A 13228-nucleotide genomic window follows, 5' to 3' on the forward strand; every position below is an offset into this window, starting at 1 on the left:
CCGCGCCGCCCGCCTCGCGCGGTGGGCGGCCGCCGCCTACCACCCCTCGCTGAGCACCCGGTCGAGCGCGGCGACCACGAAGTCGGCGCTCTCGGCCGTGAGGCACAGCGGCGGCTTCACCTTGAGCACGTTCGATCGCTCGGAGGTGGTGAGCACGATCACGCCGAGCTCTCTCAGCCGCTCGCAGATGGCCGCCGCCTCCGCCTTCGCGGGCTCCATCGTCTCGCGGTCGCGCACCAGCTCGACGCCCAGGTAGAGCCCCTCGCCGTGCACCGGGCCGACGATGTCGTGCCGCTCGGCGAGCGACCGGAGGCCCGCCGCGAGCCGATCCCCCACCGCGCGCGCGTTCTGCTGCAGACCCTCGGCCTCCATCGCGTCGAGCACGGCGAGGCCCACCCGGCACGACAGCGGGTTGCCGCCGGCCGACGAGAAGAACTGGCCCTGCGCGGCGAGGGCGTCGGCCACCCGCTTCGACGTGATGACGCCGCCGAGGGGGAAGCCGTTGCCCATCGGCTTCGCGATCGTGACGAGGTCGGGCATCACCCCCGACCGTTCGAACCCCCAGAAGCTCGACCCCGTGCGTCCGAAGCCCACCTGCACCTCGTCGGCGATGCACAGGCCGCCCGCGGCGCGTACGCGCGCGTAGACATCGGCGAGGTAGCCTTCCGGCAGCAGCACGCCGCCCGCGTTGCCGAGCACCGACTCGCAGATGAAGGCCGCCGCCCCGCGGCCCTCCGCGGCGAGGCGCTCGAGGTCGGCCCCGAGGTCGGCGGCGTAGCGCGCCCCCACCGTCGGGTCGCCGGCCTCGCCGCGGTAGGTGCCGCGGAAGCGGTTGGGCACGTCGGCCACGTGCACCCAGTCGGGGCGCGTGGCGAGGGCGTCGGGGTTGTCGTACGCGCTCGTCGTCACGGCGTCCGATGCCATGGTCCAGCCGTGGTACGCCTCGCGCAGCGCGATCACCGTGCGCCGCCCGGTCGCGGCCTGCGCGAGGCGCAGCGCGAGGTCGACGGCCTCGGATCCCGAGTTGACGAGCAGCACCGTGTCGAGGCCGCTGCCCGGAGGCAGCAGCGCGAGCAGGCGCTCGCTGTACTCGGCGAGATCGCGGTACAGGAATCGCGAGTTGGTGTTCAGGATGCGGATCTGCCGGTTCACGGCGTCGGCGACGCCCGGATGGCCGTGGCCGAGCCCGGCGACGTTGTTGACCATGTCGACGTAGGCGCGGCCGGTCGTGTCGACGAGGTGGTGCCGCCACCCGCGCTCGATCTGCATCGGGCGCTCGTAGTAGCGCTCCTGCGCGCTCGCGAAGATGCCCTCGCGGCGCGTCCGCTCGTCGCCGGACTCGTCGTGCTGCGCGAGCGACGGCAGGCCGAGCAGCGCGGCGGGATCCGGCGCGAGGCGCCGCCAGGCGGGCACGCGGTCCGGGGTGATCAGCTGCGCGCGGCCCTGGCCGTCCTCCGTGAGGAGCAGCGCGTCGGGCCGGCGCAGCCCCACGGAGACGGGGCGGGCCGCGGGCGCCCCGGCGAGCTCGCCGATCGCGGCCCCCGGTACGACCGGCCGACCGGCCCGCACGCCCGGCACGATGCCGCTCACCCGCAGGTGCCAGCCCGCGAGCGCGAGCACCACGGTGCTCGGCCCGACGGCGAGCACCGTGGCCGCCGATGGTGAGCGCACCTCGAGCGCGTCGCCCGGACCGACCCACACCTCGGTGTCGGCCGGCCAGGTCTCGGCGGCCTCCGGGCTGTCGGCGACGGTGCGGGTGAGCCGGTAGACGCCGTAGGGCAGCACGGCTGCGGCCGCCCCGCGCGCGAGCGCGGCCCCCACGAGGGAGGCCTCGGCGTTGCGGGCCCGCCAGGCGCCGCCTGCGAGCGCCTCGGACTCGACGCCGGGGTCGAGGATCGCCACCTCGCCTTCGAGTCCGGGCAGCAGGGGGCGCAGGGGTTCCCGCCCGGGCGCGGCCCACGGCGGCGAGACGAGTTCGAGCGACCCGCCCTGCGGCCGGCCCTCGAAGCCGAGGCTCGCGAGCACCAGCTCGGTGGCCTCGACGAGCGCCGGCCCGGTGGCGGCCTCGAAGATGGCCTGCTCGCCCGCGATGCGCTCCCGCGCGTAGTCGTTGCCGCCGTCGATCTCGAGCTGGCGCCAGCCGCTCGCCACGAGCAGCGCCGCACGCAGCACCACGAGCGGCCACACGGCGCGGGCCTCGGCGGCCGAGAGCGGGGCGATCCGGTGGAACGCGGTGATCGTGTCGAGCACCCGGAGCGGTCGCTCGGGCTCGTGGTGCAGCATCGACGAGGCCGTCACGGCGAGCTCGGCGACCCGCCACCCGAGCGCGAGATCGCCGAGGTCGAGCACCGTGCGCGGGTGCAGCCGGGCGTCGCCGCCGCGCTCCCCCGTCACGTTGTCGTCGGTGAGGTCGCCGTGGATCGCCTGCACGGGCAGCGACGCCGACACCGCGGCGAGCGCCTCGTACGCCTCCTGCGCGGCCGCGAGCACGCGCCCCCGCAGCCCGGCGTCGGCGATCGCGGGGGCGAGTCGCAGCGTCTCGTCGTAGGCCGCGCGCATGTCCCACATGTGCTCCCGGACGAGCCCCGGGTGCTCGAGGCCGGCCAGCGCGTTCACCGACGCTGCGGCGAGGGCTCCGAACTCCTCGAGCACCACCGGCGCCAGGTAGCCGGCGTCCACCATCGGCTCGCCCGGCGCGAACTCGCTGCGGCGCACCGCGTAGCCGGGCGCGCAGCGCTGCGTCAGTTCGCCGTCGAGGCCGGGCAGCACCGAGGGGACCGGCACGCCGGCCGCCCGATAGGCCTCGAGCGCCGCGTGCTGGGCGTTCCTCGCGTCGTCGCCGAACACGGGGTGGTCGACGCGCAGCACGCTGCGGGTGCCGTCAGCCTCCTCCAGCACGAAGTTGCGATCCTGGTTGCTGCCGAGCTCGCGCGCCACCGCCTCGATGCCGTAGCGCTCGCGCGCGATCCTCGCCGCGTCGGCCTCGGAGACGTCGGGGCGCACGAGTCCGCCCCCGGGAGCTGCGTGTGATTCGGGTGAGCCGGTCACGGCGATCCTCCGTTTCTCATACCGCGCGAAGGGCGGAAAACTACGCTCGATCCGGCGGAATCAGCGGAGTTCTTCGCCTCTCGGGCCCATCTCGCTACCATCCGGGTTGCAGGCGGGTCAGGATCTCGGGCGCCAGAGCGCTGAAGGCGCGCGTGCGGTGCGAGAGCCGGTCCTTCTCGCCCGAGCCGAGTTCAGCGGCGGATCGCTGCTCCCCCTCGGGCCGGAAGATCGGGTCGTAGCCGAAGCCGTTCTCACCCGCCGGCTCGCGCAGCACGCTCCCCTGCCAGACGCCGAGTTCGCAGACCTCCCCGCCGGGCTCGCCGTCCACGCCCGGGAGCGCCAGGGCGGCGGCGCACACGAAGCCCGCGGCCCGGTGCTCGTCCGCGACGTCGGTGAGCTGCCAGAGCAGCAGCTCGACGTTCGCCGCGTCGCTGCGGGCGGGCCCGCCCCAGCGGGCCGAGAAGATCCCGGGGCAGCCCCCGAGCACGTCGACGGCCAGCCCCGAATCGTCGGCGATCGCGGGAAGTCCCGTGCGGGCCGCCGCGGCGCGGGCCTTCAGCAGCGCGTTCTCCTCGAAGCTGATTCCGCTCTCGACGGGCTCGGGCCCGTCGTAGCCGACGAGCTCGACGCCCGGGATCAGCGGCCCGAGAATGCGGCGCAGCTCCTCGAGCTTGTGCGCGTTGTGCGAGGCGAGCACCAGCGTCTGCGACATCTCCGCCCCCCCTACTTCTCCCGCGCCAGCACGGCGCGCTGCAGCTCGGCGAGCTCCGTCGCGCTCGAGAGCGCGAGATCGAGCAGCGCGTCGAGCTCGGCGCGCTTGAACGGCGCGCCCTCGGCCGTGCCCTGCACCTCGACGAAGTCGCCCGACCCGGTCACGACGACGTTCATGTCCGTCTCGGCGCGGGAGTCCTCGGTGTAGGCGAGGTCGCTCATCGGCACCCCGTCGACGATGCCCACCGAGACCGCGGCCACGCTGTCGACGAGGGGCCGCGCCTGCTTGGGGATGTGGCTCTGCGCGCGAGCCCACTCGACCGCGTCGGCCAGCGCGACGTACGCCCCCGTGATCGATGCGGTGCGCGTGCCGCCGTCGGCCTGCAGCACGTCGCAGTCGATGACGATCGTGTTCTCGCCGAGCGCCCTCGTGTCGATGATCGCGCGCAGGCTGCGCCCGATGAGACGCGAGATCTCGTGCGTGCGGCCCCCGATCCGCCCCTTCACCGACTCCCGCTGCATGCGCTCGTTCGTGGAGCGCGGCAGCATCGAGTACTCGGCGGTGACCCAGCCGGTCCCCCGGCCCGCGAGCCACCTCGGAACGCCCGGCGTGAACGAGGCGGTGCACAGCACCCTGGTTGCGCCGAACGAGATGAGGGCGCTGCCCTCGGCCTGGGCGCTCCAGCCCCGCTCGATGGCCACGGGGCGCATCTGCGCCGGGGCGCGCCCGTCGGCGCGTGCGTCTGCTGTCGAATTCACCCGACCAGACTATCGTGAGGCCGCCCGGTGCTGCGGCGCTCCCTGATCCAGGTGCGGCGATGCAGTTCGGTCAGCCCCAGGCTGGCGATCCCGTCGTAGTGCGCTCGGGATCCGTAGCCCTTGTTCGACGCCCACCCGTACCCGGGATGGGCCTCGTGCGCCTCGCGCATCACCGCGTCGCGCTGCACCTTGGCGCGCACCGAGGCCGCCGCCACGCTCGCGCAGGTGCGATCCGCGCCCACTCGCGTGCGCACGTCGAGCTCGCCGCGCAGCGCCGGGGACAACCAGTCGTGCGAGCCGTCGAGCAGGATCACGGCGCGGTCCACGGGCACGCCGACCGCGTGCAGCTCGAGCAGCGCCCGCCTGGCCGCCTCGCCCAGCATGGCGCCGATCCCCCGGACGTCGATCTCCGCGGGCGAGGCGAACCCGACGCTCCCCGCTCCCCACTCGCGCACGAGCGGCGCCATCGCCTCCCGCCGCTTCTCGCTCAGCAGCTTCGAGTCGCGCAGCCCTGCCGGGAAGCTCGCGGTGCCCGTCCGCACGGCGTGCACCCCGACCGCGACGGGCCCGGCGATGGCGCCCCGGCCGACCTCGTCGACGCCGATCACCAGTCGCGCGCCGGCGGCGAAGCACTCCAGCTCGAACGCGAGGCTCGGGTCCTTCGAAGGCGCGGACTCGTTCGCCGCCGTCATGGACCCGCCCGCTCGCGCGCCTGCTCGACCCCGGTGAACGTACCGTCCGGGGTGCCGAGCCAGGTGAAACGGTTGAGCGGCCAGTTGAGCAGAAATGCGCGGCCGACGATCTCGCTCTCGGGTACGAATCCCTTGCCCGGCTGATCCTGGTTGTAGCGCGAGTCCTTGCTCTGGTAGCGGTTGTCGCCCATCACCCACACCGCGCCCTCGGGCACGGTCACGTCGAAGTCGATCCTGGAGGCGCGGGTCTCGCCGGCGGGGATGACCGCGTACGGCTCGTCGAGCGGCACGCCGTTGACCGTGACGCGGCCCTGCGCCTCGCAGCACGCCACGCGGTCGCCGCCGACCCCGATCACCCGCTTCACCACGTACTCGTCGCTCGTGTCGGCCGCGAGGCCCACGGCCTGCAGCACCTTCTCGAACCCCTGCGGGGGGTTCGTATCGCGCGGCAGCAGCCAGCCTCCCGGGTCCTTGAACACCACCACGTCGCCGCGCTGCACCGGGACGAGGTCGGGCACCAGCTGGTTGACGAGGATGCGGTCGTTGATCTGGAGGGTCTGCTCCATCGAGACCGAGGGGATGTAGAAGCTGCGCACCAGGAACGTCTTCAGCAGGAAGGAGACGAGGAACGCCACCAGCAGGATGACGACCAGGTCGCGCAGGAACCCGACGATCCCGCTGCGACGCGACCGCCGAGGCGCATCCGCTGTCCCGGCTTCGGTCATGACCACTCCCACGCATCGATGCGGGATCGGCGCATCGGTCCGATCCCGCGTTTCCAGAGAGACATCTCAGGCTCCCACCCATCGCGGGAGGGAGCCTGAGAGTCGCACAGGCTCAGCATGCTGTGCCCGTGCGGAGGCGGCACGCTCAGGCGTCGCGCTTCTCCTTGATCTTGGCCTTCTTGCCGGTGAGCCCGCGCAGGTAGTAGAGCTTGGCGCGGCGCACGTCGCCGCGGGTGACGACCTCGATCTTGTCGATCGCGGGCGAGTGCACCGGGAACTTGCGCTCGACACCCACCTGGAAGCTGATCTTGCGCACGGTGAAGGTCTCGCGCACGCCCTCGCCGTGGCGAGCGATCACGATGCCCTGGAACACCTGGACCCGCGAGCGGCTGCCCTCGACGATGTTGACGTGCACCTTGACGGTGTCGCCGGCGCGGAACTCGGGGATGTCGCTCTTGAGCGACGCGGCGTCGACGTGGTCGAGCTTCTGCATGGTGGTCTACTCTCTGCGCCCGCCGCAAGCCGGGATCGCGGATATCGAAAAGTACTGAGTGCTCGGCTCACGGTTCGTGCGGACCCTCGCGGCAGCGCCGCACCGTGGCACAAGGATCAATTATGCCACACGCCGGGGCCCCGGCAAAGCCGACCGGGTTCGCCTACCCGACCGGCCCGGGATCGACGGCGAAATGGTTGCCGCCGTCGACATCGCCGGCGCCCGCAGAGGAGACCCCCGCACTGCCCGTGCCGATGCCCTCTCCGTTCCAGGCGACGCTGTCGAGCACGCTCACGTCCCACTCGAGGAGCAGCACATCGCCCGGTACGAGCGGCACGAGAACTTGAGAGCTGTAGGCACCCTGCGAGCCATTCGTGAACTCCTCCACCGCGCCCGCAGCGGCAGCGCCGTTGAGCGTCGCCCGCAGATTGGACACGGACGGGTTTCTGTCGATGCGGTCGGGAACCATCGCGTAGAACCCGATGGAGTCCGCCGGCACGTTGTTCGGACCGAGGTTCGTGATCGTCATCGAGCCGGGCACGCGGACATCCTCGGTGTAGGGGCCGCCCTGCTCGACCGGGCGAGCGTGGCTCACGGGGTAGGTGCCCCAGGTCGAATCGGTGACGGCGACGTCCCACGTGCCGCCGTAGCGCGCCTCCGTCCGCCAGCCGTTGTTCGTCGGGTCGGGGTCGGTTCCGCTGGGCGGTGCGATGTCGACCACGTAGGGGTGCGCGTTCTCCACGTACGCGAACTCCTCCTGAACACCGACGAGGTTGACGTTCAGCGACAGGCCGCCGGCCGGATCCCCCGGGGTGCCGACGGGAATCGCCTGCGAGATCATGAAGGTCGCGGCCGTGCCGTTGGCACCGGTCGGAGCCGTCGAGGCCGGAGCAATGCTCGGGCCCCCGTTGATCTGGATCGTCGCACCGGTGAAGTTGCGAGAGTCCCATTCCAGGCTGAGCACCGATCCGGGGGGCGTGGGCTCGGCTCCGCCGACCGTGACGACCTGGGCCGCGGTCGTGTAGGCCTGCTCCATATAGCGCGTCCGGTCGGCGTTGAAGGCGATTCGATTGTCCCCTGCGAAGCCCCCGATCGCCAGGTCGTTCCCCTCGCCCGAAGCCGAGGCCAGTGGCGCCGTCGTCGCGACCGCGACGACGGGGGCCGCCCAGGCGGTCGCCTTCAGCAGCGTTCGCCGCTGAAGTCCGGGACGGAGCGGGTGGTCTGTCGGGCTCTTCGAGTCCATGAAACGGCCTTTCGGTTGGGCGGGATTCCACAGTTTACTGTAGGGACAACTCGTCCCTCCCGCAAACGGGCGCAGCTCAGCAGACGGCCCGAGGGCGCCCCCCGAGCCCCGAGCGCTCATCCCCGATCGGGCCGCCGTTGGCCCGGTTCTCCGTTCACCGGATCTGAGGAGCAGCGGCGTGACCGGCTGTCAGCGGACAGAGGGTTCTAGGATAGGGTGGATAGACATGGGTAGCGGACACAGCCATGCGGAACACCGCCAGTGCTGCGTTGGTCAAGACACGAAGATCCCGAGAGGGTCCCGACGATGCCCGACGATGTCGTGCTGACACCGCCGGGCATGTGGGAGTACCTCACCCCCGGCCCGTATCCACCATCGATCCTGGCGGTTCTCGCGATCGTGCTGGCGGTGCTCTACCTCGCCGGCGCGGTGCGGCTCTGGGCGCAGCGACGCCGCTGGCCGGTCTCGCGCACGGTCTGCTTCCTGCTCGGATGCCTCGCCCTGTTCGTGGTCACGGGGCTGGGCGTGGAGAGCTACGGGCGTGCGCAGTTCTCGGTGTTCATGTTCCAGCAGTTGACGCTGATGATGGCGATTCCGCCGCTGCTCGTGTTCGGCTCTCCCGGCACTCTGCTCCTGCGTGCGACGCCGCACCGGGGCGCCGGCGGCGCGGTTCTCCGACTCGCCCACGCGGGCCTTCGCTGTCGCGTGGCTCGCTGGGTGCTGAGCCCCGTCGTCGGCGTGCCGCTGTATCTGCTGGCCTTCTACGGCCTGTACCTCGGCAACATCATCGATCCGCTGCTGCGTCTGCCGGGCGGCCACGAAGCACTGGAGATCGGATTCCTCGCGTCCGGCCTGCTCTTCACGATCCCGGTGCTCTCCGAAGATCCCCTGCCGGTGCGGATGGGCTACGGCGCCCGCGCCGTCGATCTCTTCGCCGAGACCGGGCTGCATGCATTCTTCGGCGTCTTTCTCATGATGAGCCCCACGCTCATGATCACCGCGTTCGCCGACAGCACGCTCCAGCTCGGCATCGATCCGTTGAGCGACCAGCAGACAGCGGGCGGCCTCGCGTGGTCGTACGGCGAAGCGCCGTCCCTGATCATGGCGGTGTACATCATGCATCGCTGGTTCCGCGCCGACACCGAGCGGGCCGCCGCCAGAGATCGACGCGCGGATATCGACGGCGATCCCGACCTGGACGCCTACAACGACTACCTCGCGCGCTTGAAGCGGAGGCACGGCCCAGAACAGTCGTGACGAAGACGACCCCCGACCCGAGAAGCGTCATCTCAGGTCGGGGGTCGTTCGTCATTCGCGTGCGCGAGGGGGGACTTGAACCCCCACGCCCTAATACGGGCACTAGCACCTCAAGCTAGCGCGTCTGCCAATTCCGCCACCCGCGCGAATGATCCGGACCGCCATCGGCCGAACAGAGAATAACTTAGCACGGATACGGACGCGGCACGAATCGGGTTCGGCCGGCCGGGCGCGTCGAGGCGGCCGTCGCGGACCTCGAGCCTCCAGCCGATCCCGCGGTGCTCCTCCCCGGGCGCGCCCGCCGGTCTACGGCCGCAACCGGCGCCGCAGCAGGTCGATGCGCTTCTGCAGCTGCGTGACGGAGGACTGCGCGACCGGAGGTCCGCCGCACACGCGCCGCAGCTCGTTGTGAATGTCCTTGTGCGGTTCGCCCGAGACCTTCGAGTACATGCCGACCAGCGAGTTCAACAGCTTGCGCTGCTCGCCGAGCGTGCGGTGCAGCGCCTCCGGGGCCTCGGACCTCTCAGGCGGGTGCTCGAGCAGGCCCTGGCGGGTCGCCGAGCGACGCGCCTGCCTGGCCTGCCGCTGCTGCAGCAGCGCCTTGACGTCCTGCGGTTCGAGCAGCCCGGGGAAGCCGAGGAAGTCGAGCTCCTCCTCGGTCTCCACCTCGGCGTAGCCGCCGAATTCGGCGCCGTCGAACACGGCGCGGTCGAAGTGCGCGTCCGAACCGAGCGCCTGGTACTTGAACTCCGCCTCCTCGAGCTCGTTCGAGGCCCTGTCCTCGCGCTCGGCCTCGGCCATGAGCGCGGCCTCGGCGTCCCACATCTCCTCCGCAGATCCGGGCCCCTCGAGCACGTGACCCCGCTCCTTCTCGAGCTCGGCCGCGAGCAGCATGAGCGCGGGAACGTTGGGGATGAACACCGACGCCACTTCGCCGCGGCGGCGCGATCGCACGAAGCGCCCGATCGCCTGCGCGAAGAACAGCGGGGTCGACGAGCTGGTCGCGTAGACGCCGACAGCGAGCCTCGGCACGTCGACGCCCTCCGACACCATGCGCACGGCGACCATCCAGCGCGAGTCGCCGGCGGAGAAGGCGTCGATCCGCTGCGAGGCCCCGGCGTCGTCGGAGAGGATCAGGGCGACCTCCTCCCCCGTGATCCGCCGCAGCTGCCCGGCGTAGGCCCTGGCCGAGGCGTGATCGGTCGCGATGACGAGGCCGCCGGCGTCGGGGATCTGCTGCCGCACCTCCGTGAGCCGGCGGTCGGCCGCGCTCAGCACCTTCGCGATCCAGTCGCCGCTCGGGTCGAGCGCGGTGCGCCACGCCTGCGAGGTGATGTCCTTGGTGTTGCCCTCTCCGAGCGAGGCCTCCATCTCCTCGCCCGCGGAGGTCTGCCAGCGCATCCTGCCCGCGTAGACCATGAAGATGACGGGGCGCACGATGCCGTCGGCGAGGGCGCGTCCGTAACCGTAGTCGTAGTCGGTGAGCGAGAGGCGGGATCCGTCGCCCTGCGGCGCGTACTCCACGAAGGGGATCGGGGCGTCATCCGAGCGGAAGGGAGTGCCCGTGAGCGAGAGCCGCCGCTTGGCGCTGCCGTAGGCCTCCCGGATCGCGTCGCCCCAGCTGAGCGCGTCGCCGCCGTGGTGCACCTCGTCGAGGATCACGAGCGTGTCGGCGCTCTCGGTGAGCAGTCGGTGCTGCACGGGCTTCGTCGCGACCTGCGCGTAGGTGACGGCGACGCCGTGGTAGTGGCGCCCGTACCCCAAGCCGTCGGCGTTGGAGTAGGACGGGTTGAGGCGGATCCCGGCGCGCGTCGCCGCGTCGGCCCACTGGGTCTTGAGGTGCTCGGTGGGGGCGACGACGACGATCTGGGAGACGGTGTGGTTGGCGCGCAGGATCGCGGCGAGCCGCAGGGCGAAGGTCGTCTTGCCCGCGCCCGGCGTCGCCGACGCCAGGAAGTCGCGAGGGTTCCGCTCCAGGTAGAGCCGGATCGCCTCCTCCTGCCAGGCGCGCAGGGTGCCCGCGGTGCCGTGCGCGGCGCGCTCGGGATAGGCCGGCGGCAGGTGCTCAGCTGCACTGGTCCCCGGAAGGTGAAGCCCGGGATCCGCATCTGCCACAGCGCTCTAGGATAATCGGTAACGAATGCTGGGATGCTCGGAGCGGGCCCGCCGCCCGGAAATGGGGACGAATAAGTGGCAGAGGATCGGATCGAACTTCCCTGGGCGCGGTTCGTCGCGGTCGGCGATTCCTTCACCGAGGGCGTGGGCGATCCGGACGCCGACAGCCCGGGCGGGTTGCGGGGGTGGGCCGACCGCTTCGCCGAGGTGCTGAGCGACTACGACGAGGAGTTCGCGTACGCGAATCTCGCGGTGCGCGGCAAGCTGATCCAGCAGATCGCGGACGAGCAGGTGGACGCCGCGCTGGATCTGCGTCCGGATCTCATCAGCGTCTGCGCGGGCGGCAACGACGTCATCCGCCCCGGGACCGACCCCGACGAGGTGGCCGCGAGACTCGATCGGGTGGTCGGGCGGCTCAGCGAGAGCGGGGCCACGATCCTCGTCTTCACGGGGGTCGACACCGTCTTCCAACCGGTGTTCCGCACCATTCGCGGCAAGGTCGCCATCTTCAACGAGAACGTGCGCAAGATCGCACTGAAGCACGACTGCGTGGTCGTGGATCAGTGGGCGCTCGAGGAACTGCAGGACAGCCGCTACTGGGCCGGCGACCGCCTGCACCTCAACGCGCTCGGCCACCACACCATCGCCCGCGCGGCGCTCGACGCCCTCAACGTGCCCCACGATCTCAAGCCGCTGGACCCGCCGCCGCTCCCCCGGCACAACTGGCGGCAGGCGCGCAAGGAGGACGTGGTGTGGGCGCGCGCGCACCTCGTGCCGTGGGTGATCCGACGCATCAAGCACCTCTCGTCGGGCGACGACATCGTGGCGAAGCGCCCGCAGCCGGAATCGGCGCGGCGCGGCCATCACGGGGCTGAGAACGGTCGGTGAGGGGGCTGCCTTCGGCGCCCCGAGCGAGTAGGGTGAGGGCATGGCACATCTCACCCAGCAGCTCGCAGACACCGTCACCCAGGTGGGGGTCCGCTCCGCCTACGGCGATCCCGTCGAACTCGGCGATGCGACGATCATGCCCGTCGCCTGCGCCTGCTACGGCTTCGGCGCCGGAGAGGACGGCGGCGGTCTCGAGGACGCGCAGGGCGAGGGTTCCGGCGGCGGCGGGGGCGGCATGGCCGTGCCGGTCGGCGCCTACGTCTCCCGCGACGGGGTGACGCGCTTCGAGCCCAACGTGATCGCACTGCTCGCGGTGGGCGTGCCGTTCGTGTGGGTCGCCGGGCGGGCGCTCGCCCGCATCGTCCGCGCGCTCAAGAAGTAGCGCCGCTCCACACCCAGGGCTCGCGAGGGATCAGCGCCGGATCGAAGCGCCGGATGAGTTGCGCGGTGGCGACGCGCTCGCCGGGCCTCGCGAGGCCGAGCGACGCGGCGAGCCTGCTCAGGACTTCTCCGGCCCCGACCCCGAGCTCACGCAGATCGGCGAGCGTCACCGCGCCGTCGCGCTTCGCGAGCCGCGCCCCGCCCGGGCCGAGCACGAGCGGCACGTGAGCGTACTCGAGCGCCGGCGGCGTCGGCAGCCCGAGCAGGCGCTGCAGCAGGATCTGACGCGGCGTGGAGGGCGCGAGGTCGTCCCCGCGCACGACCTGGTCCACGCCCATCGCCGCATCGTCGACCACCACCGCGAGGTTGTAGGCCACCGTGCCGTCGCCCCGGCGCAGCACGAGATCGTCGATGTCGCCTCGCACGCGGCCGAGCAGCAGATCGTCGAACTCGAGTTCCGCGAGAGGCGCGCGCAGGCGCAGGGCGGGCTCGCGGGGCGCGATGGATGCGCGGGCGGCGCGGCGCTCCTCGTCGCCGCGGTCCCGGCAGGTGCCGGGATAGGCACCCGGTGGCGCGTGCGGCGCGCTCGGAGCCGAGAGGATGTCGCGGCGGGTGCAGGTGCACTCGTACACCAGGCCGGCCGCAGCGAGGCGGTCGATCGCCGCTCCGTGCTCGGGGCCGCGCGCGCTCTGCGTCACGGGTGCGCCGTCCCAGTCGATCCCGATCCGGGTGAGATCCTCGAGCTGCCGCGCGGCGCAGCCCGCGTCTCGCGCGCGATCCAGGTCCTCCACCCGCATGAGGAAGCGCCGCCCGCTCGCGCGCGCGAACAGCCAGGCGAGCAGTGCCGTGCGCAGATTGCCGAGGTGCAGCTCGCCCGACGGGCTCGGCGCGTAGCGCCCCGCGCCGGACATGGCGG

Annotated in this window: 12 protein-coding genes and 1 tRNA gene; 3 read left to right on the top strand and 10 right to left on the bottom strand. The window is 72.1% G+C overall.

From position 1 onward, the window contains the following. Window positions 1-36: 36 nt before the first annotated feature. The 7 genes from D1J51_RS04390 to D1J51_RS04420 all read right to left on the bottom strand — a co-directional run bounded on the left by D1J51_RS04390 (window position 37) and on the right by D1J51_RS04420 (window position 7671). Window positions 37-3048, bottom strand: coding sequence for an aminotransferase (locus D1J51_RS04390; protein ID WP_119073968.1), 3012 nt, complete (start codon window positions 3046-3048; stop codon window positions 37-39). A 94-nt stretch (window positions 3049-3142) separates the two neighbouring features. After that, complete coding sequence (rdgB, locus tag D1J51_RS04395) at window positions 3143-3760, bottom strand: RdgB/HAM1 family non-canonical purine NTP pyrophosphatase (protein ID WP_119073969.1); 618 nt, start codon at window positions 3758-3760, stop codon at window positions 3143-3145. 11 nt (window positions 3761-3771) lie between these two features. Next, the gene (rph, locus tag D1J51_RS04400; protein ID WP_256385994.1) at window positions 3772-4518 is read right to left on the bottom strand and encodes a ribonuclease PH; all 747 of its coding nucleotides are present in this window, start codon (window positions 4516-4518) and stop codon (window positions 3772-3774) included. Continuing rightward, entirely contained in the window at window positions 4515-5210 is a 696-nt protein-coding gene (locus D1J51_RS04405) for a ribonuclease HII (RefSeq protein ID WP_119073970.1), read from the bottom strand. Before D1J51_RS04405 ends, rph begins: the two co-directional genes overlap by 4 nt. Continuing rightward, window positions 5207-5935 (bottom strand): signal peptidase I, encoded by a 729-nt coding sequence (gene lepB / locus D1J51_RS04410; protein ID WP_119074084.1) that lies wholly within the window; start codon window positions 5933-5935, stop codon window positions 5207-5209. The genes D1J51_RS04405 and lepB overlap by 4 nt, the downstream gene beginning before the upstream one ends. 145 nt (window positions 5936-6080) lie before the next feature. Continuing rightward, complete coding sequence (rplS, locus tag D1J51_RS04415) at window positions 6081-6428, bottom strand: 50S ribosomal protein L19 (protein WP_119073971.1); 348 nt, start codon at window positions 6426-6428, stop codon at window positions 6081-6083. Window positions 6429-6591: 163 nt separating this feature from the next. Further along, the gene (locus D1J51_RS04420) at window positions 6592-7671 is read right to left on the bottom strand and encodes a hypothetical protein (RefSeq protein WP_119073972.1); all 1080 of its coding nucleotides are present in this window, start codon (window positions 7669-7671) and stop codon (window positions 6592-6594) included. A gap of 306 nt (window positions 7672-7977) precedes the next feature. On the opposite strand from D1J51_RS04420, the gene D1J51_RS04425 reads away from it, so the two are divergent. Further along, window positions 7978-8928: a cytochrome c oxidase assembly protein gene (locus tag D1J51_RS04425; RefSeq protein WP_119073973.1), complete on the top strand. Its 951-nt coding sequence runs from the start codon at window positions 7978-7980 to the stop codon at window positions 8926-8928. A 60-nt stretch (window positions 8929-8988) separates the two neighbouring features. On the opposite strand, the gene D1J51_RS04430 is transcribed toward D1J51_RS04425, so the two are convergent. Both D1J51_RS04430 and D1J51_RS04435 read right to left on the bottom strand, forming a co-directional pair. Continuing rightward, window positions 8989-9074: transfer RNA gene (locus D1J51_RS04430), tRNA-Leu, on the bottom strand. Window positions 9075-9234: 160 nt separating this feature from the next. Continuing rightward, window positions 9235-11043 carry a DEAD/DEAH box helicase gene (locus D1J51_RS04435; protein WP_119073974.1) on the bottom strand — a complete coding sequence of 603 codons (1809 nt, stop codon included), beginning with the start codon at window positions 11041-11043 and terminating at the stop codon, window positions 9235-9237. 75 nt (window positions 11044-11118) lie between these two features. On the opposite strand from D1J51_RS04435, the gene D1J51_RS04440 reads away from it, so the two are divergent. Beyond that, window positions 11119-11931, top strand: coding sequence for an SGNH/GDSL hydrolase family protein (locus tag D1J51_RS04440; RefSeq protein ID WP_119073975.1), 813 nt, complete (start codon window positions 11119-11121; stop codon window positions 11929-11931). A gap of 40 nt (window positions 11932-11971) precedes the next feature. Beyond that, entirely contained in the window at window positions 11972-12313 is a 342-nt protein-coding gene (locus D1J51_RS04445) for a spore germination protein GerW family protein (RefSeq protein ID WP_119073976.1), read from the top strand. On the opposite strand, the gene gluQRS is transcribed toward D1J51_RS04445, so the two are convergent. Beyond that, window positions 12303-13223, bottom strand: coding sequence for a tRNA glutamyl-Q(34) synthetase GluQRS (gene gluQRS, locus D1J51_RS04450; protein WP_119074085.1), 921 nt, complete (start codon window positions 13221-13223; stop codon window positions 12303-12305). The two genes, D1J51_RS04445 and gluQRS, sit on opposite strands and share 11 nt — an antisense overlap. Between the last annotated feature and the right edge of the window lie 5 nt (window positions 13224-13228).

The organism is Leucobacter sp. wl10, assembly GCF_003569785.1.
Lineage (GTDB): Bacteria > Actinomycetota > Actinomycetes > Actinomycetales > Microbacteriaceae > Leucobacter.

Bases quoted from the DNA above. Each gene is read 5' to 3' on its own strand.
- rdgB (WP_119073969.1), bottom strand. From the start codon at position 3,760: ATGTCGCAGACGCTGGTGCTCGCCTCGCACAACGCGCACAAGCTCGAG.
- D1J51_RS04405 (WP_119073970.1), bottom strand. From the start codon at position 5,210: ATGACGGCGGCGAACGAGTCCGCGCCTTCGAAGGACCCGAGCCTCGCG.
- lepB (WP_119074084.1), bottom strand. From the start codon at position 5,935: ATGACCGAAGCCGGGACAGCGGATGCGCCTCGGCGGTCGCGTCGCAGC.
- rplS (WP_119073971.1), bottom strand. From the start codon at position 6,428: ATGCAGAAGCTCGACCACGTCGACGCCGCGTCGCTCAAGAGCGACATC.
- D1J51_RS04420 (WP_119073972.1), bottom strand. From the start codon at position 7,671: ATGGACTCGAAGAGCCCGACAGACCACCCGCTCCGTCCCGGACTTCAG.
- D1J51_RS04425 (WP_119073973.1), top strand. From the start codon at position 7,978: ATGCCCGACGATGTCGTGCTGACACCGCCGGGCATGTGGGAGTACCTC.
- D1J51_RS04445 (WP_119073976.1), top strand. From the start codon at position 11,972: ATGGCACATCTCACCCAGCAGCTCGCAGACACCGTCACCCAGGTGGGG.
- gluQRS (WP_119074085.1), bottom strand. From the start codon at position 13,223: ATGTCCGGCGCGGGGCGCTACGCGCCGAGCCCGTCGGGCGAGCTGCAC.